The following is a 22,030-nucleotide window of genomic DNA, read 5'->3' on the forward strand; positions in this document are numbered from 1 at the left end:
GCGCTTGCAAAGTGAACCATTCGGTTTAATCCTGCGCTGATGAATAAACGTCTTGCTGTTACCTTTATCCTGATCTCAGTCATGCTGGACAGTATGGGGATCGGGCTGATCATGCCCGTCATGCCTGATCTGATTCAAGAGGTCGAAGGCCAGGGCCTGGGGGCCGCGGCAGTCTGGGGCGGTGTTCTTGCAACTATTTTTGCGGCGATGCAGTTTTTGTTTGGACCGACGCTTGGCAGCCTTTCGGACCGATATGGACGCAGACCGGTCCTGATCATTTCGCTTGTCATCATGGCCTTTGACTATGTTCTGATGGCACTGGCCCATACGATTTGGCTGTTGATCATCGCGCGGCTGATCGGCGGAATCACGGCTGCGACACAATCAACATCGGCGGCCTACATGGCGGATATTTCCGCGCCCGAAGAAAAAGCGGCCAACTTTGGCCTGATCGGAGCAGCCTTTGGGTTGGGGTTCGTGCTGGGGCCTTTGATCGGTGGTGCTTTGGCAGAATACGGGACGCGCGCGCCCTTTTGGGCTGCGGCGGCCCTTGCTGCGGCAAACGCCATCTTTGGTTACTTCGTGCTGCCCGAAACCGTGACTGACCGTATCCGCCGTCCCTTTGAATGGCGGCGCGCCAATCCGCTTGGCGCGTTCCGCAACATCGGGTCCCTGCCCGGTCTGAAACGGCTATTGCTGATCACCTTCGTCTATACGATCGCCTTTTTTGTCTACCCGGGCGTGTGGGCCTATTTCGGTGCCGAGCGGTTTGGCTGGGGGCCGGGTATGATCGGGCTATCATTGGGGCTGTTCGGGATCGGCATTGCAATTGTGCAAGGCTTGCTGATCCGCCCGATCCTGAACCGGGTCGGAGAACGCAAGGCCGTGATCCTTGGCTTATCGGTAGATGTGCTTGCCTTTGTGGCTCTTGGTTTCGTTGCCAACGGATGGGTCGCGCTGGCGTTGACACCGCTGACGGCACTGGGATCCATCGCTGGTCCGGCCCTTCAGGGGATCATGTCGCGCACGGCCTCTGACGACCAGCAGGGCGAATTGCAAGGCACCGTCACGTCGATCAACGCAGTGGCCACGATTATCGCACCCTTGCTGGTCACACAAACATTCTGGTTCTTTACCAAAGACAGTGCAGCATTCTATTTGCCCGGTGCACCGTTTCTGCTGTCGGCCCTGCTGACCATCGGCTGTATCGCCGTCTTTATGCAAACCCCACGGCCAAAGCGCGCCCGCGCGACATAAAGGACGTTTTCAGACTTGCATGGCCCCAACCCGCGCCGCAGTCTCACCTATACGACATGAACCAAGGACGACCATGATGACGAAAATCAAAGCCGCCGTTTGCCGTGAATTTGGCGCACCGCTGACCATTGAGACGGTCACACTTGCAGCGCCCGCGATGGGCGAGGTCGAGGTGACGCTGAAGGCCTGCGCGATCTGCCATTCGGACATATCGTATATGGATGGCGCATGGGGTGGGACACTGCCTGCGGTGTACGGGCACGAGGCGGCGGGCCACATCAGTGCTGTAGGCACAGGCGTGCGCGATGTTGGCGTGGGCGATCCGGTCGTCGTGACATTGATCCGGGCATGCGGGACGTGCCCATCCTGCGCGGGCGGCAAACCTGTGGCCTGCGAAAGCGATATGGCAAGCGGGCCGATCATGGGCGCACATGATGAACCGATGCATCAGGCAATGCAAACAGGCGGTTTTGCAGAAAGGGTTGTGGTTGATCAAAGTCAGGTCGTGAAGCTATCAGACGGGATCGCAATGGAGGCGGCATCACTGCTTGCTTGCGGTGTGATCACCGGCGTCGGTGCTGTGGTAAATGCGGCTGGCTTGCGTGCAGGGCAGGATGTTGTGGTAATTGGCGCAGGGGGCGTTGGGCTGAATGCGATCCAGGGCGCGCGGATTGCCGGGGCGCGGCGGATCATTGCGGTGGACATGTCGGAAGAAAAACTGGCGATTGCGCAAGAGTTTGGTGCAACTGACGGCGTACTTGCCACCGCAGAGAAACCATGGCGGCTGGCCAAAGCCGCGATGGGGCGCGGGGCTGATGCGGTCTTTGTCACCGTGGGGGCAATTCCCGCCTATGATACGGCGCCGCAGTATCTGGCCAACGGCGGTAAGGTGATCATGGTGGGCATGCCGCATTCCGGTGCCATGTCCAGCTATGAACCGGTGATGCTGGCCGCGACAGGACAAGGCATGGTGGGATCAAAGATGGGCGATGTAGTGATCGCGCGGGATATTCCGTGGATGGTAGACCTTTACGAGCAAGGGCGATTGAAGTTGGACGAACTGATTTCCGGGCGTTGGTCGCTGGAGCAGATCAACGAAGCGATTGAGGATACCAAAACCGGATCAGCCAAGCGCAATGTGATTGTGTTCGATTGACTGCGCGAAAGGTAAGGTGGATCATGATCCACCTTACGATTTGGAAAGGCAGCCCTCATGAAACTCGCCGATCTTGATATCATTATCACTGCTCCGCCTGCCCCCGGCTGGGGCGGGCGCTATTGGATCATCCCAAAAGTGACGACCGACACTGGCGTTGTGGGCTACGGCGAATGCTATGCCTCTTCCATCGGCCCCGAGGCGATGAAGGCAGTGATCAACGACGTGTTTGAACGCCACATGGCCGGCGAAAACCCCGAGAACATCGAGTTGATGTTCCGCCGCATCTATTCCGCGGGCTTCACCCAACGCCCTGATCTAACAGTGATCGGCGCATGGTCCGGGCTTGAAATGGCCTGCTGGGACATTTTGGGCAAAGACCGCAACCGCCCCGTACATGCCCTGATCGGCGGGCGCATGAACGACCGCATCCGCGCCTATACCTACCTCTACCCCCGCCCCTCGCACCCGCTGCCTGATTTCTGGGCGAGCCCCGATATGGCCGCAGAGGTCGCGCTCGATATGGTCGAAAAGGGGTATACGGCGGTCAAATTCGACCCCGCGGGGCCTTACACCATCCGCGGGGGGCACATGCCGTCGATGCATGATATCTCGCTGTCCACAGCCTTCTGCCAAGCGATCCGCGAGGCAGTGGGCGACCGGACTGATCTGCTCTTTGGCACGCATGGCCAATTCAGCACCGGGGGTGCGATCCGGCTGGGCAAGGCGCTCGAACCCTATAGCCCGCTTTGGTACGAAGAACCGATCCCACCAGACAACGTGGCCGAGATGGCCAAGATTGCAGCCGCTGTCAGCATACCCATCGCCACCGGTGAACGCCTGACAACAAAAGCCGAGTTCGCGCCTGTTTTGCGGTCAGGTGCCGCCACCATTCTGCAACCTGCACTGGGACGATCCGGCGGCATTTGGGAAACAAAGAAGATCGCGGCGATGGCCGAGGTCTATAACGCGCAAATGGCCCCGCATCTTTATGCAGGGCCCGTCGAATGGGCGGCAAACATTCAACTGGCGGCCTCGATCCCCAACATCCTGATGGCCGAAACGATTGAAACGCCGTTCCACAATGATCTGATCAAAGGCAGTATTACGGTCGAGGATGGCTATATCCCGGTCCCAACAGCGCCCGGCCTAGGGATTGACTTTGATGAGGAGCTCGCGCGGGCACATCCCTATGAGGGCGATGGGCTGCATCTGCAAATGCAGGAAGACCCCATTGGATATCATGATGTGAACAGCTTTGCTGGTGGCGCGCCGGTGAAGAGATAAACCTTATGACATAAGGGCGCATCAATTGACGGAATTTGAATGCATCGAACCCGATACCGATGAATATGCGGATTATGCGTCGCGGTTTGCGCAGTACAATCAAGACCACAGCGGCTGGCAGATGCAGACCTTCAGCATGGTCTTGCGTGACAAGGGCTGCATCATCGCCGGCGGGCGCGGTCATGTTTACCTTGGCGCGCTTGAGGTGCGCGGATTGTGGGTCAATGACAGTTTGCGCGGCAAGCGCGTGGGATCTGGGCTTCTGGAGGCTATCGAACACGAAGCGCGCAATCGCGGTGCGACAAAAGCCATGCTTTACACCTACTCTTGGCAAGCAGAAGGTTTCTATCGGCGTCACGGCTACACAGAGTTTTCGCGGTTTGACTTCCCCGAAGGTCACTATCGGGTTGAGATGCAGAAATCGCTCTAGTCCGGACTGCGGGCTGCACCTTCGTGGATCGTGTGTAGCATCCGCTCCTGACCTCTTTCCAACAGCGGTCTCCTCTCGTATGGTTGAACTGCGTTCATCCAAGGTAGATATGACATGGCTACGAAAACCGAAATCCGGCGGCAGGAACTACGCGACAGTTTGATCATCATTGCCGAACGCACCATCGCGCAAACCGGCCTCAGCGCCCTACGCGCCCGCGATCTGGCCAAGGAAGCTGGATGCGCTGTCGGCGCTATCTACAACGTCTTTGGTGATCTGACTGACCTAACGCTGGCGGTGAACGCGCGTACCTTCCACCGCTTGGGCGCGGACGTGGCTGAAGCCCTTGCCGACGCGCCCGAAGACCCGGTGGAACAGTTGGTCGTCATGGCGCAAGCCTATCACCGCTTTGCAGCTGACAACCACCTCAGCTGGCGCGCACTGTTTGATGTGGAACGTGCGCCGGGTGAAGCGGCACCTGATTGGTATTTGGCCGAGATGGGACAGCTCTTTGCCTATATCTCTGATCCGCTGGCGGTGATTTTCCCGGATCGGGACGGCGAAGAACTGGCGCTTTTAACCCGCGCGCTCTTCTCTTCGGTGCATGGCATTGTACTTTTGGGGCTGGACGAAGCCAGCGCAGGCGTCTCGACCGACAATATCGACCGCATGATCGCCCTTGTTTTAAGGCAGTTCGCGGGCAATCCGAAATAATTTGAACAATGTTCATTTTTTCCTTGTAATATGAAATCGCATTCGCTATCTCTAATTCATGAACAGTGTTCACTCACTGAAATGAAACGGAGACAACGATGTTCAAAACACTTGCCACACTGATCAACGGTCAGAACGCCCGCGCTGAAGACCGGGTCCGCGATGCCTTTGCGATCGAGCTGATCGACCAAAAAATCCGCGAGAGCGAGAACAGCTTGCGCGCCGCCAAAGCGACCCTTGCCAGCCTGATCCAGCGTCAGCGGTCCGAGGAAAAGCAGCACGCGGCCCTGAAGACCCGCATCAGCGACCTGACCAAACGCGCCAAGGATGCGCTGGACAATGACCGCGACGACATGGCGGCAGAGGCCGCTCGCGCGATTGCCAATATGGAAAACGAACTGACAGTCCGCACCGAAACGCTCGACCGTTTGGAGCATAAGGTCATGCGCCTGCGCACATCCATCGAAAGCGGCCATCGCCGAATCATCGACCTGAAACAAGGTGCCATTCAGGCCCGTGCGGTGCGCCGCGAACAGAATATTCAGGTGCAGATGGTCAAAACCGGCGTTCAAAACGGCAGTGTCGAAGAGGCCGAAGAACTGATCAACCGCGTTCTTGGCAAAGACGACCCGTTTGAACGGACCGAGATCCTGGCCGAGATCAACAGCGATCTGGATGGCGACAGCCTGACCAACCGCATGGCCGACGCAGGCTTTGGCGACGCGACACGGTCGACGGCAGATGATGTCCTCGCCCGCCTGAAATCAACCAAGAAATAATCACCCCTCCTCCCCTACTCCTGAAAGGATAATCCAATGTTAAATAAGAATTCCGACAACGGCCTGATCATGTTCGTCAACCTGCTGGGTGTAGGTGTTTCCTACGGTATGCTTGCCTTGTCGCTGTACCTGTCACCAGATGTGCCGCTATCGACCAAAGGGTTCTGGGCCATCTCGGTCATGATGCTGACCCTGTCACTGGTGAACTTCGTCAAATACCGCTTCGACGAACGTATGTCAGAGGATCGCATCCAACGCCTTGAAGCCGCCAAAAACGAAAAACTGCTTGAGGATTATGTCGGCGAACCCCTCTGATAGCCTGATATAATTGCCCTGCCCCTCTCCCCGGGGGTGGGGCTTTTCCCTTTTCAAACGCCCCACCCTTCGTCAAAGTCAGTCCCATGAAGTTCTTGCGTCAGTTTGCAGCCCGGATTTTTGGGCAATCCATCCGTATCTTTGCCCGCGCGATCACCGCCGTGCGTGCCGACTGGAAAGGGATCGAACCGGTTCCGCGCCAGCGCGTCTATTTCGCCAACCACACCAGTAACGCCGATATGCCGATGATCTGGTCGGTCCTGCCCCCCGCGATGCGGCGCACCGTCCGCCCGGTCGCCGCGGCGGACTATTGGCTGAAAAACAAAGTGCGCGCCTTTGTCGGGCCCGAGGTTTTCAACTGCGTGTTGGTCGACCGCCGCCCAGAGGTCAAAGACAAGCCGATGGACAAGATCATTGCGGCCCTCGACGAAGGCTCGTCGCTGATCATTTTCCCCGAAGGCAACCGTAACATGACCGACGACCCACTGCTGCCGTTCAAAGCGGGGCTCTATAACATGGGCGTGGCCCGGCCAGAGGTTGATCTGGTGCCCACATGGGTCGCCAACCTGACCGAGATTATGCCCAAGGGCGAAATCATCCCCCTGCCGCTGATCTGCACGGTGACCTTCGGCGAACCGATCCACGTGCGCGAGGGCGAAAGCAAAGATGACTTTCTGAGACGCGCCTCAGATGCCTTGCTGGCCCAGCGCCCAGAGGTGCGGACATGACCGATACGATGACCGACATCCTACTGTTGACGATCGGCAGTTTCGGGATCCTGATTGCCCTGACATTCCTTGGTGAAGTCTTGCGGGCGCGTGAGGAACCGGGGTTCGTGAACCCCGTCCTTGATACTTACATGACCCGTGTCCAAAGCTGGTGGGGCATGGTTGCCTTTGTGGGCTTTGCCCTGCTGATGGGCCGCATCGGCGTCATGGTACTTTTCGCCTTTGCCTCCTTCGCTGCACTACGCGAATTCTTGACGCTCACGACCAAAGCGCAGGCCGATCACCTGTCACTGGCGCTCGCATTCTTTGCCGTCTTGCCGTTGCAATATGTCTTTGTCGGGCTTGGCTGGGATGGGCTCTATGCCATTTTCATCCCGGTCTATGCATTCCTGCTGTTGCCGATCGTCTCGGCTCTGCGCGGCAACCCTGACCGCTTCCTTATGCGTGTGGCCGAAACACAATGGGCGCTGATGATTGCGGTGTTCTGTGTCAGCCACGTACCCGCATTGATGAACCTTGATATCGCCGGATACGGCGACCGGTCGCTGCTGCTAGTGGCCTTCCTTGTGATGGTGGTGCAGTTCGGTGACCTGCTGGAATACTTCTTTGGCCGCCGGATCGGGCGCACCAAAATCGCACCGGGCCTATCACCCAAGACATGGGAAGGTGTTTTGTGCGCCGTAGGGTGCGCGATGCTGGTCGGTGCGCTGCTGAACTGGATCACACCCTTCGGCGTCATCGGGGCTATGGCGATGGCAGGCACCGCATCATTGGTTGGTATGTTTGGCAGTCTGGTTGTCGCCTCGATCAAGCGTGACCGCGGCGTGAAAGACTGGTCGCACCTGATCCCTGGTCAGGGTGGTTTTGTGGATCAACTCGACAGCGTGATCTTTGCTGCCCCGATTTTCTATCACCTGACCAAGTATTTCTACACCTGATCACGCCCGATGAACTGCGGTAGTTTGGAAAGGTTCTTGGCCACTAACGTGCCTACGCCCCCAACACCATGCCGCCGGATGGCACGGTAGTCTTCGCGACTTTTGCGGATCATATGGGCAAAAGACCGGTTGCTGACGCCGCCCATTTTCATGCGCACCATGACCTGCGGGATATAACCCAGCCGCACCTGCCCCGCCGTCAGGAACCGCAACATCGCCTCATAGTCGCCTGCGATCCGGTAATTGGTGTCATAGAGGCCGGAACGCGCAAACACCTCGCGCCGTAGATAAAGCGTGGGGTGCGGCGGCATCCAACCGCGTTTCAGATGGGCGACAGCATAGGGACCGGCCCGCCAGTCCCGAATAATGCGGGAAGGGTCATCACGGGCCACATATTGCAGATCACCGTAAACCCCGTCGATTGCGGGGTCGGCCAATGCATCTGCCGCCCATGCCAGCACGTCGGGATCAGCAAGCGTATCATCCGCATGCAGCAACCCGATCACATCACCGGACGCACGGCGGATACCCTGATTGATCGCATGGTAAAGGCCGCTGTCGGGCGCCGATTGCAGCACCATACCCGGATGCCCCTGCGCCTCAAGAAGCTCCAAGGTTCCATCGTCAGAGCCGCCATCCTGCACCACATGCTCTATATCTGCGTAGGTTTGGGCCGTCAGGCTACCCAACATCGCGGGCAGCGTCTCTCGGCCATTCAGGACGGCGGTGACAACCGAAATCTTCATGCGGCAACCTTCTTTGAAGCACGCCGGGGTGGGGTCACATCAATGTCCAGCACAGCATGGATTGCCTCCGCTGGCGCAACACCTGTCGCGGCCATATGGCGTTTCACCTCTGCCAATTTTACATCCACCAAGTAACGATACCAAAACCCCTGCAGCACATGAAACGCCCGCGCCTGCGCACCATCACGAAAGCCCCCGCGCAGGATGTAGCGATAAAGAAAATACGCCCCGGCGCGCAGCCCAGCAGGCAGACGCCTGTAAAGATGCAGCTTGATCCAGCGTTTTGCAGCCACACTACCGCGTCCCGGCAAATCGTGCGAGACGGGCAGAAACCCATGCTCCCGGTTCAAAATATCCACGACCTCACCGCTGGCATAGCCGTTGTGCTTGGCCACCCACCAATCCAGTGGATTGCGATTGTCATCAATGATTTGGCCCCGCAAATTCGCGGTCGGACCATCCACCAGGATATGCTCATCCATCCAACGCGCCTCGCACCTTGCGCGTCCGTTGCGAAACAGGCGCAGGGTCGGCACCGGGAAAACACCGCCATGACGCACCAGTTGACCCATGAATTTAATGCCGCGCCCGACATAGCAACCAGCCACATCCGGCAGTCCCGCCGATATCTCGACCGCCAGCGCGGTTGTCACAACCTCATCCGCGTCCAGCCGCAAAACCCATCCCGGCTGTCCTGCAATCTGGTCCAAAGCCCAATTGAACTGCGCGGCGTGATTGGTCCACGGGTGGTAAAGCACCTCCGCGCCCAGATCCGATGCAATGCGCACAGTTGCATCAGTTGAGCCGCTATCGACAACCAAAATGCGATCGGCCAAATCCCGGACCGAGGCGATTGCGCGTGCGATATGTTTAGCCTCATCAAAGGTCAGAATAATCACGGTCAGTTGCGTCATGCGGCGGCCTCTTGCCGCTTTCGCGCAACCAAACCGCGGTAAAGCGCCTCAAACCCATCCACCATCGCAGCGGTCGAAAAGTCGCGGCGCATCCATGCACGCCCACGCTGGCCCATATCCGCCAGATCACCCGCCGCGATGGCCATGATCTCGGCGGCCAAGTCGCAGCGGGGTAAATCAATGCAGCGCCCACATGCATATCGGTCCAAGTCCTGCCAAGGCGTCGTTTGCGTCGTCAGAACCGGCACGGCATGGGCCAATGCCTCGGCCACCACGATGCCGAAATTTTCGGAATGTGAGGGCAGCACAAAAATATCAGCCTTTGCAAACGCAGCAGCCTTCGCCGCCCCCTCAACATGGCCATGCAAGCGGATACGTCCATTGGACAGCCGTGCACGCGTCTTAAGCATCCGCACATAGGACGCGTCCCCGGTGCCATAAATGTCGAGCGTAAACATAGCAGGCAAATGCGCCATCGCATCAAATAGCGCCTCTAACCCCTTCTTGGGGTGCAAACGGCTGAGAAACATCAAGCGATGGACCCGCCCATCCGGCCTGCGGTCTGGCACATGTGCAGGTACATCGACGGCATTGGGAATAACCACATGGGCCATCGCACCCAGCCTGCGCAGGCTGTGGCGTGCCTCTTGCGCGGCGGTGACGTGCAGCACCGCATTGCACGGGCGCAGGACATGCGCGATATGCTCAAACCCGCGTTTCATCGCCAAATTGGGCGCATCGGCCCAATCCTCGGTCGCTTGCAACGCGCCACGCGGGGACCAGACCACCGGTTTGCCCAAAGCGCGCGCCAACACAAAGGCAGGCAGCGTCGGCATGTTATAGGTGCCCGTGACATGCACTATATCCGCCCAGCCGATCGCAGCGGGCAAATGCGCCAAAAGCCCCGGAGCAATGCAATGTCCCGCAAAACGGCGGGCATAATGCACCGGGTAAGGCAAGTTGGCGGGCACCACGCGATCATGGATCGCTGGCCCGGCGGCGTCAGACGTAAGAACACGCAGTTCCACATCCTCCAACGCAGCAATCCCATCGCAAATCGCCTTGGTCGACCAGATAGGGCCACCCCAATAGGTTGCCGGATAGAACGTCGGCACCACATGCAACACTTTCATGCCGCAACCTCGCTGACGTCGCGCTGGCCGATCACCCGTGCGGGGTTGCCCGCCACAATTGCGCCCGCTGGCACGTCGCGGGTCACAACCGCCCCGGCACCGATTACCGCGCCAGCCCCAATATGACGACAAGACGGCAAAACCACCGCGCGCATCCCGATCCAGACACCGGCACCTATTGTCTTGGGCACCGGCACAGGTATCGCACGTGGGTCACGTCCGTGGTCATGGGTCGAAATAACGACATGTTCCGACACCATCACATCATCGGCCAGTGTCAGGCCGCCCACCGTATCAAGCAGCGCGCAACGGTTCACCTGCACCCGGTCACCGATCTTGAGCGACGCATGATCCCCCTCGGCCGACGCGCCGACGCCTTGCCAGAAATAGCAGTCTGCCCCGATCTCAACCCGGTCAGGGCGGTCAAAACGCACGCCAGCCTGAAACCGGGTGCCCGCACCGACCCGCGCCAGACTGGCCCGGTGTAAACGGGTGGCGATCAACAGACCTGCGCGTCGGTATAGGGCCGCGACAACGCGTATCATCCAGAACCATAGCTTAAACATGCGCCACCTCCGTTGATCTGAAACGCGTCATCTGATGGCTGCGATACCGGGGGACAAAGACGGCAATCATCGCAAAGATCAAAACCAATTGCGCAACGGCACCAACGATGAAACCGCTGAAGGATGAATGCAGCGTGGCTTGGACAAAAGGATAAAGGGTCAGCGGATAAAGATAGAAACTGCCGTGGCGCAGGCCTGATCTGGCCGACAAAAGCAACACTTCGGCGCGGCGATAGACCCAGCCCAGCGCAAAGCCAACAAAGCTGCCTGCCCAGCCGAAATTCATGAACGCTTCGCCCGGACCCGTGACATTGAACGCACCGCCGGTCGCCACCTGCATCACATCGCGCTTGAGGAAGACGCCCAGATCAATCGCAGGCTTATCTACCCAGATCGCCCGTGGCACCCAGCCAAAGGTCCACCAACCATAGGTTTCGCCCCAAAGATAAGACACCGGTTTCACTTGATCGGTCACCATGACCGCCGCATTGATATCCAGAAAATAGGTCGATCCGACAATTTGATGCAGCAACCCCGCATCGGTGCCACGCAAGGCTGTCATATAAGCGCTTAGCCACAACACCAGACCGGCGGCAGCTGTCATGCAGATCAAGCTGCGCCACCCAATCCGCCCTCCCAGCATCAGATAGGTAATGCTGCCAAAAACCAACAGCTCCACCAGTTCAAACCGATCGCCGGAAATCAGCGCAATCCCGACCAGTAGCATCGCCAGCACAAAGGCTTGGACCAAAAGCCACCGCGCGCGCTGCACCAGACCTTGGGCCAGCAGCAGGACAAAGGCAAACTTGGGCACGACAAATAATGTCTTGATCCCCGCCAGCGTCGCACCGACCCCATCGCTGTTGACGTTGATCTGCTTGTCCGCGTTGAACGCTGTCAGCAAATCTGCCGAAAACAGCGATATCCCGCGAGCCTGCAACAACAACGCAAAAGTTAGTCCCGCCACGGCAAAGGCCCCGGCGAAAAGCCAACCTTGGCCTATCAATCCCCCCGCCACGATGCGCGCTTCGCTTATGGCAGGTGGCGGATCAAACGGCCGCACAGCGCAGCGGTAGCCCAGACACATCAGCAAAATGAACCCGGCCAGATAAATCGCACCAATCTGCATGGCACCCGGCGTATCAATATAGCGGCTGTAGAATGCATATTCTGGTCGTCCGCCGTAAACGGCGACCTTCACCAGAAAGCCAAAGGCGCAGAAATAGCCCAGAAAATGCATCGGCGACACAAGGTGCAGCAGGCCATAGCGCCCGCCCATCCAAAACGGGATGACCGTACAGACCAATGCCAATGCAACAATCAAGAGGTTTTCCATACCCACCTCCGCGTCCGCAGTAAGACAAAGCCAGATGTATCCACGCCCAACTGACGCCAGACGACCCACCACAGGGCAGCACCGCCCAAGGTCAACGCACCGATGTAACCCACGGCATTCATCGTCACCGTCAATGCAGGGCCCCACCACGCGAACCACAGCAGATACATCACAACCATCCCAAGTCGCGCAGCCATGGCATAGCGTGGCACGCCACACAGGGTGGCGACCGTAAAGCTGGACGCAAAGACAACCTGCCCCAACGCCCCAAGCAACAGGATTGCAAAGATCATGCGTACCCCAGCCTCGACATGTTGTGCCAACACCAATGGCAGCAATGGCATTGCCAGCACGCCAACACCAAACAGCGCCAATCCCGGCAACATGGCGATCTTGCTGCCATCGGCACTAGCGCGGGCAAGCGCCTTTGTATCATCTGCACCATGGGCTGCCGAAACAGATGGCGCACTGACCCATGTTGCCACGGTCACAGGCAATGCAACCAAATTAGCCACGCGGCGTAAAACGGCATAGACGCCCAATTGTTCAGCGGAAATCACCGCACCGCCAATGATCAGATCAATCTGCGCGACCACCATCCCCAAAACAGACGATGCCCAAAGCGACATACTCCAATAAGGACGCGCCTTCGTTGTGAGCATGACAAAAAAGCCCCTGTGCCGGCACACCCAATAGAGGCCAGCCAAGGTCAGCAGGCTCATACTCAATGCGGCCGTTGCGACAATCAGATCCGCCGCAGCGTCAAACCCGAAAAGACCTGCCAGCCCCAGCGCAACCTGCGGGCCAGCGTCGCGCAGCGCCATTGATGCCTGCACGCTTCCCAACGCGCGCATCGCACTGGCCAGACAAGCCAGTGCATTGGCCGCGAACCCAGCGCTGAAGATCGCGGCCCATGGCCACAGCGGCCACAGCGCAGTGGCGATACCGTACATGACCAGCGCAAGAAATGCCGGATAGATCAGCGCAATTTTGCAGATGTCACGGGCGCGCATACCCTTTCCATCGGTCAGCAGACGCAGCAGGATCACCGGCCCACCCAGTGACAGCACCGTCCCAGCCACCAGTGCAGCCCCCCAAAGGGCTGCCAGACGGCCAAAGGCTTCAAACCCCAAAAGCCCGGCAAGACCCAGCATGATAGCAAAGTTGACCGCCACGACCGCAGTACGCAAACCAATCGTATGCACGGCCGTTTGCTTTACCAGATTTGCGAATTTTGATCCCGACATCACACGATAACCATCTGCGTGCGCCATTAACCAAAGATGACGCCAGCTTTAGTCCTCATTCATTGTGATTAATTAAAGGTTAACTCCTTTGTGGTGTCTTGCCGGTGACGGACCAGAACAACCAAGGCGCGGTTTGACATGAGACAACACGACCAGGTGGCCGGACCGAGCCTGCAGAACGGTTGGGCAAACGGGGCAGATCACATCCCCACGTTGGATATTGCGGGCCTACTACGCGCTTTCTGGCATGGTAAATGGGTGATCCTTTTTACAATGGCGCTAACGATCACCTTGGCAGGATACTATGCCTTCCGCATCGCCACCCCGCAGTATGTGGCCATGGCGACATTGCAAATGGGTACGACTGGCGACCCAACGGGACGCACACCACAACAGCCTGAAAGCGATGAGGCCGCATTGAACACCAAGATCGCATTGGTGACATCAGACGCAGTGTTAACAGATGTCATCGCAGAACTGGGGCTTTTATCTGATCCTGAACTGAACAGATATCTGTCACCGCAATCGCCCCTTTCCTTGCGCAATCTGCGCACGCAGGCGCGGCACATTCTGGCAGGGACGACAGCACAAACACCTGATAGGGCCGCAATCCACGAAAAGACAATCCAGAACCTGCGCGGCCAACTGACGGTCACGCGCCGGCCTGACACATACATTCTGCAAATTTCCGCGCGCAGCAGCGACCCAGATAAGGCCGCCTTGCTGGCAAACACCACGGCTGCTCTCTATCTTGCGCAGACGCAAGCCCTGCAAGCCCAGACACAAGCCGAGGCTGAGATCTGGCTGCAATCACAGGTCGCGACATTGCGCGATCAACTCGACACACAAGAAATGCAAATCGCTGCTTTGGTTGCAACGGCACAGCTCCAGCAAGACGGCGGGTTGGACGCGTTGAGTGCGCAAGTGCTGGCCACAGATCAGGACCTGATAGCAGCGCAAAACACGCTTACCACACTGGAAAACGCCACCGATAACAGCACAGCACGCAACAGGGCGGAGATCGGACAGATACGCGACAAGATCAGCACGATTGCAGACCTCAAAGACCGGCTCAGCACCCAACTTGCAGCGCAGTCGGCAGGATTGGCGGAGCTGCATCAGCTGCAATTACAGACCGATGCAACGCGCCAGCTTTATCAAACATTTCTGGAACGGCTGCAGGAAAACCGCATGCAACAAGGGCTAAGCACGCCGAGCGCGCAACGGATCGCACCCGCATCCGGCGGCGCATATATTGGGCCGCGCAAGATGCTGATCCTAATGATTGCAGCAATGCTGGGCGGCACGCTGGGCGTGATGCTGGTTGTGATCCGGCGCACAACACACAAAGGCATCGTCGATGCGCGCAGCCTGCGCGATGCAACCGGGCTGCCGGTGCTGGCCCAATTCTCGACCAGCGCGCTGAAGCGGCTACGCAAAGGGCGTAACGCCTTTCCATTACCGCCCCAGTCAGAGGTATCACAGACCGCATATGCGCTCAGCACAGCACTCGCATTGGTCACTCGGACAAAACCCGCACAAGTAATCTTGTCGACATCCAGCATTGGGGCCGAAGGCAAAGCCGCACATGCTTTGTTTTTGGCGCATGCACTGGCGCAGGCGGGAAAACACGTCGTGGTGCTTGGTGCGGATGATCACGACAGGCAGTTCAGGGCCTTGATAGGGAACGCTGATGTGAAAGGGGCAGAGATCCATAGCAGCGCATTGGGTGCGGATATTCTAATAATGCCGGGCATTTCAGACCAGCACCAACCACTGAACGCCGATGACCTTGCTGATCGGTTGGACATGCTCAGAGAACACTACGATCACATCATCATTGATGGGCCACCTGTCTTGCACGGCCCTCTGGCAAAGCTGTTCGCCAGCCATGCTGATGCCATCCTTTATGCTGTCGGCTGGTCCAAAACCCCGCGGGATATCCTGCTGCGCGGGTTGGAAGCGTTGGAAGATGTCGGTTGTCCGGCCACTGGGTTGATCCTGTCCAAGGTTCATCTACGCAAGATGCGCAAACTGTCCAGTGATCCTTGCGTCAGCCTGTTGCATACCGCCCAACCCGTGTGATGGGGGCCACAGATTGCAGCCCCCACCCCATCACGTCACAGCTGCCAAAACATGCCGATTGTAGAAATGCGCAATATCGCCGCTTTGCAGGGTCAGCCCACTCTGCGGACTGGCGCGGATATAAGCCTTGGCAGGCCAGTCGGTTGACCCGCTTGCCGTGCGACCATCAATATTGGGCAGCACAAATGCTTCAAATTGATCCAGCCTATTGCCCGCAACCGGCAATGCGCCTGCTTCATGACCATAGACAAAATCAACCACTGGCGTCGTGCCAACCAAACCCAACCTATGAACCATTGGAAAATCAATCTCATCATCCGTTTGCCCGGCATAGTTGGCCAGCGTCACGACCGTCCCATCCTGTGCTTCCAGCGTATCGACCACGGTTGATGCGGTTTCGCCTTCCCAGCGGACAAAGGGTAACATCCCCGCATAAAGCCATTCGACATCCATTGAGGCCACGGTGATATCAACCTGCATATTATGCTGAATCGTGCCGGGTGTGATACTGCGGCTGGTCTGGCAATTGGCCAGCGGGCCGCTGCCGCCGGTTTGCCAAATCGTTTCCTCAACAATGGAAATCTGCGTACCAACGGTAAGGCCATGACCGCCGGTCACTGGCACCCAAGGCACGCCATCCACAGCAATCGTTTGAGATACCAACGCGTCATGTCCGTGGGTTTGCCCGCCCACCTCAATCACGTCACCGGCCACATCAACGCGGGCGGCATATTCACGTTCCGATGCATAGTCGATGATCGTGAACTCAGGATAAGTCGGGCGGTTGTCGGCCCGCCAGTCAAGAGCACCGTCCGAAGCGATACCGGCGCTGTGGGTTGGTCCGGTGGCACCGCTGCTGCCATTGGCGCGTGCGGCGTAATACATCCCACCAAACTGCACCTCATCACCCATCTGATAGGTGGTGTTAGGCTGCCAGACCGGGGGCAGGATATAGGGGTCATCCAAAGATCCGCTTGTGGTCACAGCCTCCAACATGATCGCGCCACCACCGGGGGTCGCAGCACCACCAAAGCGCAGGCTCACGTCATGCGGGCCGGTCAGCCCGCTGGCCACCTTGATTGTCTGGCGGCGGGTCAGATCGGTGGGCGCGTAGCTCGAGAACGCCTTAAAACCCAAACCTGCAGGATCGGCGATTTCGTTGACGAGCGTTTGCGCGCCATCAATCTCGACCCTGACATAGCCGCCGCTGGTCCGGCCAGTGTAGTTGATCCACAGATCGTAGGGACGGTCACGATCAACCTGCACCGTTGCAGTCGCACCGGCAGAACCACTGCTGATCGCGCGATTGCCAGTATAGCTGGCCGCGCGACCAGAGCCAGAGGTTTGCAATTGCGACCAACTCCCCGTCAGGGTCATCATGCTGACGGTGTACACATTGCGCAACTCTGCCAATTGCGTTTCGCGCCAGGACAGGCGCGTCCCCGCGTCCTGCTGGTCAAGGCGCAGGCGGGCGGCGTGATTGGGGCCTACTTCGGTCCACAAGGTCAGTCCGCCATCGAGACCGGGGGCAAGGGCCACGGATTGGCCCCCGCCATTTGCAAAGAAAGACGCCAGCGGGCGCGGTGCGGGCCTGCGGCCCTGCCCCACCCCCGGCGAAAGTTCAAAACCGATCATGCTTAGTACCACGCAACCAATTGCGCGGTCGTTCCCGCTGCCAGCACGCGGGTTGGACGGATAGACAAGATCGTACCCGCCGCCAAATCATACGTGACGGCCGCACCATCATTGTCTTGCAACGTAGCCGTCCCCGCAGTGTTGACATAAATCGCCCGTGGCCGGACCGGCAGATCCGTCGCATCAGAAGGTATAATCGCATAATGGGCAACGGCGGGGGATGTCAGATTTACATAGTCGGTATCAAAGGGATCAGGCATTCGGAATCTCCGGTTGGGAATGATCCCCAATGCCTAAAGGCCAGACCTTACCAACCGCCTTGACGACCGTACGTCAGACGACGCAACGCCTCAATCTAACGGCCTTTGCGCCCAACGATCACACAGACCGTACGCCAAGCAATCCACAGATCAAACAGAAAGCTGGCGTGCATCGCATAATAAAGGTCTGCCGCGACCTTGCGTTGTATACCTTCTTTGCCATCCACATACCCCACTTCGGTCTGCGCATAGCCGCTGATACCAGGCAGCATCTGCTGGCGCGCCGCATAGCCGGGCACCGAGTCGAGATAGACACAGGCATGATCATAAAGATCAGGACGCGGGCCGATCATGCTCATCTCGCCACGCAGGACGTTGATGATTTGTGGCAGCTCATCAATCCGGACCTTGCGCAAAATACGACCCATCCGGGAAATACGGTCTTCTTCCAAACGATCATAGGCACCACGTGCCGATGCCGCGACCGGCCTCATTGTCCGAAACTTAAAAGCGCGAAACGGTTGGCCACGTTGCCCCATGCGGCGCTGAAAATACATCAGCGGGCCACGATTCAAAAGCGGATTAATCACGAAAAGCGCAAGCGCCACACAGGCCAGCACCGGCAGCAATAGGATCGAAACCCCCACATCAAAGACTCGCTTTGAAACAGGAACTGTCGTTCGGTTCGGCGGACTGTCAAAAATTTGCCCATGCGCTGCTTCACGCCGAAAGTCTTTTTCATCAAAATGTAACACTGCCGCAAACGATCCAAAAATAACGGACCCACCTTAGGCCCGCACTCGTGGGTAGTTTGACCGGAACCAGTTAATGTCCTATTAATGACGAAAAGCTACATCAAAAATTCACCACAAAATGCTGTATAGTTTAGATATTTTATAAATTTAGAACGGCTCTCTATGAAACCATAGTGATCCAGCAGTAACGTCATGGAATATGCAATTCACAACGTAAGACATAACCCATACCAAACATTCTTGTCATTCCGGTCTTCGTTCCGACGCAACATACTGCAAATCCAAAATATGATGGACCAGCATACCCCGCAAAAGGATCATATTCGCTCAATAAGTCTGTACCTTTCTACACTTGCATGCGGCGGAGCAAGCAGCATGACGGGAAATCTTGCGGCAACGGCAATGTAGAGTAATTGGGTGACAGGTCACATGAATGACTGCGAAAGCCGATCAGGAAATTGGCGATCCGAGAAGGACTCGAACCCTCAACCTGCTGATTAGAAGTCAGCTGCTCTATCCAGTTGAGCTATCGGACCGCACGGGTCTTGGTATGGCGTGGGCCAAGGGGCTTTGGCAATACCCAAGTTTGCCACATCGCACCAGCAGGTCTACACATAAAACATAACGGCAAAAGGCATTTTGTAATGAAGCATATTATTGTCGGCGGCGGGAGCGGCTTTATCGGCTCTGCTCTTGCACAGGCGCTCCGGGACCGCGGCGACCGGGTGACGGTACTGTCACGCACGGGCGGTGATCAGCGGATCACATGGGATAGCCTCGCAGATGGGCTTCCTGATTGCGACGCAGTTGTAAACCTTGCAGGCGAACATATCCTGCAACCGGGTCGGCGCTGGACCGAACGTTATCGGCAAGAGGTCATCACGTCGCGCACCGACACGACCAAACAACTGGTGGATGCCATAAATGCCAGCAAAAATGCTCCTGACGTCTTTGTCTCGACCGCGGGCAAGTGTTTCTACGGCACCCAAACCGGTGCCGTTGATTACCCCCAACTTGACGAAGACAGCGCGCCAATGGGCCTTGATTTCCCGGCAGAGCTGGTCGGGCAATGGGAAAAGGCCGCAGATCACCTTGACCATGACCGGGTCCGCCATGTGCGGGTCCGCATCGGGATCGTTCTTGGCAAAGTGGATCGTGGTGGGTTCTGGGGCCGCCTGTGGCGGATCGGGCGCAGCCGGGGGTTATTGCCGATTGTCAGACTGCCTTTCTGCTTGGGCCTCGGGGCTGGTTTGGGCAAAGGGACGCAGCCCTTTCCATGGATCCATATAGACGACATGGTCGGTATTCTTACGCAGGTCATCGACGATGAAAGTGCCACTGGGCGCTACAATGCTGTATCACCGGGCATTGTCAGCAACGCGGCCTTCACAGCAGCCTTTGCCAAGGCGCTCCGACGTCCGGTCGTCTGGTCCATTCCTGCAAGCCTGATCCGCGCCGTCATTGGGCCAGAGCGGGCATCAATTCTGCTCGAAGGTCAAAATGTCGTGCCAAAACGCACGCTGGCTATGGGATACACATTCCAATACCCCACCATCGACAGTGCAATGGAAAATCTGGTCGAAATTACGTTCTAGACGCCTCAGTGCGTCCATGCGCCACGGCGGTTAGTCGCAAAATTTTCGCCATAGCCGCCGGGACGGATATTGGCCTTGCGCGACTTGGGCTCACGCACGACGGCATCAATCCCGTTGTCGCGGGCATATTCCAAAGCTGCTTCTTTGGTATCAAACTCAAGCTTCACTTGCGCCTGCGTGTCGGATGAAGACGTCCAGCCCATCAGCGGATCAACCTCGCGTGCCGTTTCAGCCACATGCTCCAACACCCAATGCTTTGTCTTGGCCGTGCCAGAGGACATGGCGGTTTTGGCTGGCTTATAGATTCGTGCGCGCATGACGGCTCTCCCTTGGCTGCATTCTATATGTGCAAAATCAGATCATTGCGCAAGCTTCGCCATGTCTCACCTGCAAGATCTTCGCAAATTCTGGGGCCTCAGGCCCATTCACCACTGCGCATGACAGGCACCCGCTCACCCGTCTTGGTGATCCCATCGATATCCACTGCATCAGACCCCATCATCCAATCGACATGAATAATACTCTGATTGCCGCCCTTCTGCTTCAATTCCTCGGGCGACAGCTCGGATCCACCTTCAATGGTATCTGCATAGCACTGTCCAAGGGCAATATGACAAGAAGCATTCTCATCAAACAAAGTGTTATAAAACAAAGTCCCCGACTGGCTGATCGGGCTTGAATGCGGCACTAAAGCCACCTCACCAATCCGGCTGGCCCCATCATCAGTCTTCAGCAGCGCATTGAGCACATCAGCACCCTTGCTGGCTGTCGCCTCAACAATACGGCCCGCCTCAAACCGTACTGCGATATCCTCAATCACACTCCCCTGATGGGCCAACGGCTTTGTCGCGGCCACGGTCCCATCGACCTTATAGGCATGCGGGCAGGTAAAGACCTCTTCGGTCGGGATATTCGGCTGGCAGGTCACACCATTCAGCGCGGGCGATGCGCCCCCTTTCCAGATATGCCCATCCGCCAGCCCCAGATGCAGGTCGGTCCCCGGCCCGGTGTAATGCAGCGCCGCAAAATCCTGCGCATTCAGCCAATCTACCCGCTCCTTTAACGTCGCCGTATGCGCTGCCCAATTCGCCACCGGATCATCACCATCCAGACGCGACGCGGCATAGATCGCATCCATCAACTTACCCTGCGCCTCTTCCACCGGGATATCAGGATAAACCTTGGACGCCCAAGCCGCCCCCGGATAGGCAACGATGTTCCAGTTCACCTCAAACCCGACAATCGGGTTCATCGCAGGCTTGGCCGCAATTGAGGTTGCCTTGCTCAACCGCGCCACCTTTGCCGGGTCCTGTGCGGCAAGCAGCATCGGATCGTCCCCGGTAATCGCCATGCGCGCAGCCCCACCTTTGAACGCGGCAGCCATCCCCTCGAAAAACCAGTCCGGCGCACGGTCAAAGCTTTCATCAGGGGCATGTTCATAGCGGGCCAGCGTGATGGCATCATCGTTGAAAAACGGCGTCACAATCCCGGCACCTGCCTTATAGGCATGCACGGTGATCCGGCGGACCAGATCAAGGGCGGCCATCGGCGCGGTAATCACCAAATCCTGCCCCGGTTGCAGGTTCACACCGGTCCGTACGGCGACTTCGGCCAGACGATCAAGTTTTGCAGGGTCAATATGGTCAGACATGGGGCTGGGTTCTTTCGTTTTGATCTACATCAGGTGAGGTATGAAGGTTCAATGGTCAACGCAATACGGTACGATCAAAACATCCGTTGCTGCGCCCGGCGCACTTCAAAACCATTGCCCGCGATATTGACACATATCACCCCAGAGGGTTCTGAGCGACAGGTGATCCCATCAAGAATGGCACGGCTTCCGTAAGGCAATACCGCACGCCCTTCTGATGTCAGGTCAGCACCGGTCACACAAATGAGCTGGGCCGTGCCGGTTTGGCCCAGACCAAAAGACGTGCCCCATACACCGTCACAGGACTCAGGCCTGTTGGTATAACTTTGTCGCTCAACACCCAGATCACAGCGGACCGCAAGAGGCGCATCACGCGACATATCACAGCGAATATTACCCGACGGCGATTGGAAAGAGATATCGACCGCCCACGCCGCATTGCTCGCGACACCCAGCAAGAACGCACAAATCATTTGTCGTAGACAAAAGAGGAAATTCAGACC

Annotated in this window: 23 protein-coding genes and 1 tRNA gene; 11 read left to right on the plus strand and 13 right to left on the minus strand. The window is 57.7% G+C overall.

Annotated elements, in window-relative coordinates:
- Nucleotides 1-39: 39 nt before the first annotated feature.
- The 9 genes from BC777_RS15150 (at nt 40) to BC777_RS15190 (ending at nt 7,604) form a co-directional block, all read left to right on the plus strand.
- Nucleotides 40-1,257: a TCR/Tet family MFS transporter gene (locus tag BC777_RS15150; RefSeq protein WP_100369050.1), complete on the plus strand. Its 1,218-nt coding sequence runs from the start codon at nt 40-42 to the stop codon at nt 1,255-1,257.
- Nucleotides 1,258-1,333: 76 nt separating this feature from the next.
- Nucleotides 1,334-2,413, plus strand: coding sequence for a zinc-binding dehydrogenase (locus BC777_RS15155; protein ID WP_100369051.1), 1,080 nt, complete (start codon nt 1,334-1,336; stop codon nt 2,411-2,413).
- 57 nt (nt 2,414-2,470) lie between these two features.
- Nucleotides 2,471-3,700, plus strand: coding sequence for a mandelate racemase/muconate lactonizing enzyme family protein (locus BC777_RS15160; RefSeq protein WP_100369052.1), 1,230 nt, complete (start codon nt 2,471-2,473; stop codon nt 3,698-3,700).
- Between the two features lie 25 nt (nt 3,701-3,725).
- A complete protein-coding gene (locus BC777_RS15165) occupies nt 3,726-4,130 on the plus strand; it encodes a GNAT family N-acetyltransferase (protein WP_168769182.1) in 405 nt (134 codons plus the stop codon).
- 114 nt (nt 4,131-4,244) lie between these two features.
- Nucleotides 4,245-4,844, plus strand: coding sequence for a TetR/AcrR family transcriptional regulator (locus tag BC777_RS15170; protein ID WP_100369054.1), 600 nt, complete (start codon nt 4,245-4,247; stop codon nt 4,842-4,844).
- Nucleotides 4,845-4,942: 98 nt separating this feature from the next.
- Nucleotides 4,943-5,623 (plus strand): PspA/IM30 family protein, encoded by a 681-nt coding sequence (locus BC777_RS15175; RefSeq protein ID WP_100369055.1) that lies wholly within the window; start codon nt 4,943-4,945, stop codon nt 5,621-5,623.
- Between the two features lie 36 nt (nt 5,624-5,659).
- The gene (locus BC777_RS15180; RefSeq protein WP_100369056.1) at nt 5,660-5,938 is read left to right on the plus strand and encodes a hypothetical protein; all 279 of its coding nucleotides are present in this window, start codon (nt 5,660-5,662) and stop codon (nt 5,936-5,938) included.
- Nucleotides 5,939-6,024: 86 nt separating this feature from the next.
- Nucleotides 6,025-6,666 (plus strand): lysophospholipid acyltransferase family protein, encoded by a 642-nt coding sequence (locus BC777_RS15185; RefSeq protein ID WP_100369057.1) that lies wholly within the window; start codon nt 6,025-6,027, stop codon nt 6,664-6,666.
- Nucleotides 6,663-7,604, plus strand: coding sequence for a phosphatidate cytidylyltransferase (locus BC777_RS15190; protein WP_100369058.1), 942 nt, complete (start codon nt 6,663-6,665; stop codon nt 7,602-7,604). Before BC777_RS15185 ends, BC777_RS15190 begins: the two co-directional genes overlap by 4 nt.
- Here the strand turns inward: BC777_RS15190 and BC777_RS15195 are convergent.
- The 6 genes from BC777_RS15195 to BC777_RS15220 are packed head-to-tail and all read right to left on the minus strand — an operon-like array spanning nt 7,595 to nt 13,546.
- On the minus strand, nt 7,595-8,350 hold the full coding sequence (locus BC777_RS15195; RefSeq protein ID WP_100369059.1) for a glycosyltransferase family 2 protein: 756 nt from the start codon (nt 8,348-8,350) through the stop codon (nt 7,595-7,597). The genes BC777_RS15190 and BC777_RS15195 overlap by 10 nt on opposite strands.
- The gene (locus BC777_RS15200; RefSeq protein ID WP_100369060.1) at nt 8,347-9,264 is read right to left on the minus strand and encodes a glycosyltransferase family 2 protein; all 918 of its coding nucleotides are present in this window, start codon (nt 9,262-9,264) and stop codon (nt 8,347-8,349) included. Before BC777_RS15200 ends, BC777_RS15195 begins: the two co-directional genes overlap by 4 nt.
- Nucleotides 9,261-10,397 (minus strand): glycosyltransferase, encoded by a 1,137-nt coding sequence (locus BC777_RS15205; protein ID WP_100369061.1) that lies wholly within the window; start codon nt 10,395-10,397, stop codon nt 9,261-9,263. Before BC777_RS15205 ends, BC777_RS15200 begins: the two co-directional genes overlap by 4 nt.
- Nucleotides 10,394-10,963 carry an acyltransferase gene (locus BC777_RS15210; protein ID WP_100369062.1) on the minus strand — a complete coding sequence of 190 codons (570 nt, stop codon included), beginning with the start codon at nt 10,961-10,963 and terminating at the stop codon, nt 10,394-10,396. The genes BC777_RS15205 and BC777_RS15210 overlap by 4 nt, the downstream gene beginning before the upstream one ends.
- A complete protein-coding gene (locus BC777_RS15215) occupies nt 10,956-12,299 on the minus strand; it encodes an oligosaccharide repeat unit polymerase (protein ID WP_245834404.1) in 1,344 nt (447 codons plus the stop codon). Before BC777_RS15215 ends, BC777_RS15210 begins: the two co-directional genes overlap by 8 nt.
- On the minus strand, nt 12,284-13,546 hold the full coding sequence (locus tag BC777_RS15220) for a lipopolysaccharide biosynthesis protein (protein WP_168769183.1): 1,263 nt from the start codon (nt 13,544-13,546) through the stop codon (nt 12,284-12,286). The genes BC777_RS15215 and BC777_RS15220 overlap by 16 nt, the downstream gene beginning before the upstream one ends.
- 138 nt (nt 13,547-13,684) lie before the next feature.
- Between BC777_RS15220 and BC777_RS15225 the strand changes: the two genes are divergently transcribed.
- Complete coding sequence (locus BC777_RS15225) at nt 13,685-15,631, plus strand: GumC family protein (protein ID WP_100369064.1); 1,947 nt, start codon at nt 13,685-13,687, stop codon at nt 15,629-15,631.
- 30 nt (nt 15,632-15,661) lie between these two features.
- Here the strand turns inward: BC777_RS15225 and BC777_RS15230 are convergent, their stop codons facing one another.
- From BC777_RS15230 to BC777_RS15245, 4 genes are all read right to left on the minus strand, one after another.
- Entirely contained in the window at nt 15,662-17,266 is a 1,605-nt protein-coding gene (locus tag BC777_RS15230) for a hypothetical protein (RefSeq protein WP_100369065.1), read from the minus strand.
- Between the two features lie 2 nt (nt 17,267-17,268).
- Nucleotides 17,269-17,526, minus strand: coding sequence for a spike base protein, RCAP_Rcc01079 family (locus BC777_RS15235; protein ID WP_100369066.1), 258 nt, complete (start codon nt 17,524-17,526; stop codon nt 17,269-17,271).
- 95 nt (nt 17,527-17,621) lie between these two features.
- The gene (locus tag BC777_RS15240) at nt 17,622-18,281 is read right to left on the minus strand and encodes a sugar transferase (RefSeq protein WP_100369067.1); all 660 of its coding nucleotides are present in this window, start codon (nt 18,279-18,281) and stop codon (nt 17,622-17,624) included.
- A gap of 459 nt (nt 18,282-18,740) precedes the next feature.
- Nucleotides 18,741-18,817, minus strand: a tRNA-Arg gene (locus tag BC777_RS15245).
- 108 nt (nt 18,818-18,925) lie between these two features.
- Between BC777_RS15245 and BC777_RS15250 the strand changes: the two genes are divergently transcribed.
- The gene (locus tag BC777_RS15250) at nt 18,926-19,876 is read left to right on the plus strand and encodes a TIGR01777 family oxidoreductase (RefSeq protein ID WP_100369068.1); all 951 of its coding nucleotides are present in this window, start codon (nt 18,926-18,928) and stop codon (nt 19,874-19,876) included.
- Nucleotides 19,877-19,881: 5 nt separating this feature from the next.
- Here BC777_RS15250 and BC777_RS15255 read toward each other — a convergent pair whose 3' ends face one another.
- The 3 genes from BC777_RS15255 to BC777_RS15265 all read right to left on the minus strand — a co-directional run bounded on the left by BC777_RS15255 (nt 19,882) and on the right by BC777_RS15265 (nt 22,000).
- Nucleotides 19,882-20,193 (minus strand): ETC complex I subunit, encoded by a 312-nt coding sequence (locus BC777_RS15255; protein ID WP_100369069.1) that lies wholly within the window; start codon nt 20,191-20,193, stop codon nt 19,882-19,884.
- A gap of 98 nt (nt 20,194-20,291) precedes the next feature.
- Nucleotides 20,292-21,527, minus strand: coding sequence for an aminopeptidase (locus BC777_RS15260; RefSeq protein WP_100369070.1), 1,236 nt, complete (start codon nt 21,525-21,527; stop codon nt 20,292-20,294).
- A gap of 74 nt (nt 21,528-21,601) precedes the next feature.
- Entirely contained in the window at nt 21,602-22,000 is a 399-nt protein-coding gene (locus BC777_RS15265; protein WP_133122575.1) for a DUF6636 domain-containing protein, read from the minus strand.
- Between the last annotated feature and the right edge of the window lie 30 nt (nt 22,001-22,030).

It is taken from the genome of Yoonia maricola (assembly GCF_002797915.1).
Classification (GTDB): Bacteria; Pseudomonadota; Alphaproteobacteria; order Rhodobacterales; family Rhodobacteraceae; genus Yoonia; species Yoonia maricola.